The following is a 3,081-nucleotide window of genomic DNA, read 5'->3' as shown; positions in this document are numbered from 1 at the left end:
CACCCCCATCGGCGTCTTCCGCAGCACCGAACGCCCCGTCTACGACACCCTCATGGCCGACCAGCTCGACACCGCCGTCGAGCAGCACGGCAAGGCCGACCTCGGCGCCCTGCTCGCAGGCAACGACACCTGGACCGTCCTGGGCCGGTGACCGGGGCACGGACCGGGAGCCGGACCACCGCTCGCGGTCCGGCTCTCAGACCGCCCGCGGGGTCCTGACCGAGTCTCCCGCGGCTTCCCGGGCGTACTGCCGGGCCGTGCGGAAGACGGCCTCGTCCTCACGCCTGAGGGACTCCCGGACGTACCGGCGGGCCTGCTCGACGTCGGTGTCCCGGCCGAGGACGCGCCCGACCATGGCCTCGTCGAGCAGTACGTCGTGCCGGGCGACCACGGTGACCCCGGTGGTGTCGGGGAGGACCGACCACTCGCCGGTGTGCGCGGCCAGCAGGGCGAAGGGCTGGATCTGCCGGTGGACGATGCGGCCGGCCGCGGGGAAGCACAGCCGTACGGACTCCGTGGTGTGGACGGACCCGTCGAGCGTCAGGGTGTCGGTGGTGACCCGCTGGATACCGGGCCGGTCCTCGACGACGTCGACGCGCGCGACGTGCGGGACCCGGTCGGGCCAGGAGCCCACGTCGTACAGGAACGCGTACACGGGCTCGGCCGGTCCCTCGATGCGTACGGAGTCCTCGAAGGACAGCTTCAGCGCGTCGAGGCCGTTCCAGCGCTCGGCGAGCTCCTTGAAGCGGGCGAGTGCGGCCCGGCCGGCGGCCTCGGTGGCCGCGCGGGTGCGTTCGACGTCGGAGGCCCGGTTCCCGGCGATGGTGACGTACTGCTCCAGCGTCAGCCGCGACCAGCCCGGGGCGAGCCGCTCGACGCCCCAGCTGCCGCCCGTGGAGGTGACGGGGGCCGCGGGCACCTCCTGGTGGAAGTCGATGCGCAGACGCTCCGGGTCCAGGGTGCGGCGCCACACGGACTGCCGCAGGTCCCCGTCGGCGCCGGCCCACAGGGAGTACCGGTCGCGGATCCCGTCGAAGTCCAGACGTTCGACGTGCACGGTGTCCGGCACGTACAGCGGCCACGGGGTGGTGTCCGCCACCAGCCCGTACAGGACGCCGGCCGGTGCCGCCGCGTCCACCGCGAACGACATCCGGTGTACTCGCTCGACAGACATCAGACACCCCTCTCAACGCTTGATGCAGATCCTGTCCGCAACCGCCGGAAGGTCTCTGGACTTCCGGTGGAGTTCCGCGTTGACCAGGCCGAGGTAGCGCCGTGGGGTGTCGGCGTGCTCAAGGAGGTCCCCGTCGAGGAGGATGCCGAACTTCCGCTCGATGTAGCCGGTGGTCTGCAGGACGGCGAGGCAGTCGTAGCCGAGCTCCACCCAGTACAGGTCGAGGACGTCGTCGGTGAGGTCGACGCCCTCCTCCTCACCTTCCCAGGCCCGCAGGACGCGGGTCAGGGCGGTGGGGTCCAGCCGGTCCATGGCGTACCTCTCTCGTCGTCCGCGAGCACGCGGACGCGTGCCGGGTCGACCCGAGCCTGACCGAGAACGGTTGAGACAGGCTCGAAGCGGTACGTCTGTTCGCGGGCCGTACGCGGGCCGTACGCGGGCCGCGTACGGCGGCGAGGCTAGGCCGCGTACAGGTCGTAGGTGGAGGAGCGGCGCGGACCGGCCACGACGTCCAGGGCCGGGTCCACGCGCAGCATCGCCTGGTGCAGGCGCTGGAGCTGCTGCGAGGGCTCGACGCCCAGTTCACCGATCAGGCGCGTGCGCAGCCGGCGGTAGACGTCCAGCGCGGCCGCCTGGCGGCCCGAGCGGTACAGGGCGACCATGGCCTGCGAGTGGAGGCCCTCGTGCTGCGGGTGGCGGGCGATCCGCTCGGTGAGTTCCGCGAGGAGTTCGGTGTGACGGCCGAGGCGCAGGTCGACGTCGATGCGGCGCTCGGTGGCCACGAGCCGGCTCTCCGCCAGCCGCAGCACCTCGATGTCCAGGATGGGCCCGACGCGGACGTCCACCAGGGCCGGGCCCTGCCACAGGTCGAGCGCCTGGCGCAGCAGGTGCGCCGCGCGCTCGTCGTCACCGCCGTCGAAGGCGCTCTGGCCGCCGGCCACGAGGGTCTCGTACTCGTGGACGTCGACGGACTCCGGCGGGATCTGGAGGAGGTATCCGCCGTGCCGGGTGGCGAGCACGTCCTTGGCGGTGCCCGGGGCGCCCGGTCCCATCGCCGTCCCCAGCCTGCGGCGCAGCTGGAGGATGTACGTCTGCAGGGTGGTGAGCGCGCTCTGGGGCAGGTCGGTGCCCCAGATCTCCTCCATGAGGGTCGGTACGGGCACCACCCGCCCGGGGTAGAGCGCGAGAAGCGCCAGGATCTGACGCGGTTTACCCGCCGTAGGAACGATCGATGCCCCGTTGACCTCGGCACTCAACGGCCCCAGAACCTGAATCTTCACGGTCTCTCGTCTCCCCTCCACATTTCGTCGAGCTACTCCCGGTTTTCAGTATTCGACCCCAGAACGATAAAGCCGCCCAGGGCAACATCACCGAAACCTCAAGTCGACGTCGAGCGGTTCTCCGAAACAGCCGAGCGGTTCAATCATGGAAACGAGCAGGTTCCGACCAGACGTCCGATCACCCTCTCTTCCTGGAACAGCAGCCCACCCATCCGGATTCCGCTTGTAGTCCGCAAGATTCCTTTCCGGATTTCCCCCCGGAAACCTGGACCGCATTTACCGGACAGCTACCGGAAATGAGCGGGCAATTACCTTTCGGTGAGTTCTCAGCCGACCCAGGCGAGACGCTTGCGGGCCGATTCCGAGGCCTCCACCGGCTTTTCGGGACCGGTCACCAGGACCGAGCGCTGGAGCCGGCGCGGGGCGGCCGACGGCTCGATGCCGAGCTCGCGCACGAGGGTGGCGCGCAGCCGCTGGTAGACGTTGAGGGCCTCGCCGCGGCGGCCGGAGCGGTGCAGGGCGAGCATGAACTGCGATGTTCAGCATGTACCCGCCGGGCAGCGTCTGGAGGACGTCCTTGGGGCTGCGCGTCCCGTCGGTGCCCTCCAGCGCGGTGGCGATGAGCGC

3 protein-coding genes and 2 pseudogenes are annotated in these 3,081 nt (G+C 70.6%); 1 reads left to right on the top strand and 4 read right to left on the bottom strand.

Annotated elements, in window-relative coordinates:
* A pseudogene (locus tag ACWDYJ_RS36085) lies at positions 1 to 151 on the top strand (2-oxoacid:ferredoxin oxidoreductase subunit beta); the annotation flags it as partial.
* 45 nt (positions 152 to 196) lie between these two features.
* Here ACWDYJ_RS36085 and ACWDYJ_RS36080 read toward each other — a convergent pair.
* The 4 genes and pseudogenes from ACWDYJ_RS36080 to ACWDYJ_RS36065 form a co-directional block, all read right to left on the bottom strand.
* Positions 197 to 1,174, bottom strand: a complete 978-nt coding sequence (locus tag ACWDYJ_RS36080) for an aromatase/cyclase (protein WP_451569831.1) — start codon at positions 1,172 to 1,174, stop codon at positions 197 to 199.
* 12 nt (positions 1,175 to 1,186) lie between these two features.
* Positions 1,187 to 1,486, bottom strand: a complete 300-nt coding sequence (locus ACWDYJ_RS36075; protein ID WP_451569830.1) for an acyl carrier protein — start codon at positions 1,484 to 1,486, stop codon at positions 1,187 to 1,189.
* 146 nt (positions 1,487 to 1,632) lie between these two features.
* Positions 1,633 to 2,454 (bottom strand): AfsR/SARP family transcriptional regulator, encoded by an 822-nt coding sequence (locus ACWDYJ_RS36070; RefSeq protein WP_451569829.1) that lies wholly within the window; start codon positions 2,452 to 2,454, stop codon positions 1,633 to 1,635.
* Positions 2,455 to 2,780: 326 nt separating this feature from the next.
* Positions 2,781 to 2,987: pseudogene (locus ACWDYJ_RS36065) on the bottom strand (BTAD domain-containing putative transcriptional regulator); the annotation flags it as partial.
* Between the last annotated feature and the right edge of the window lie 94 nt (positions 2,988 to 3,081).

It is taken from the genome of Streptomyces sp. NPDC003042 (assembly GCF_053591315.1).
This window is presented reverse-complemented; position numbering and strand designations above follow the sequence as displayed.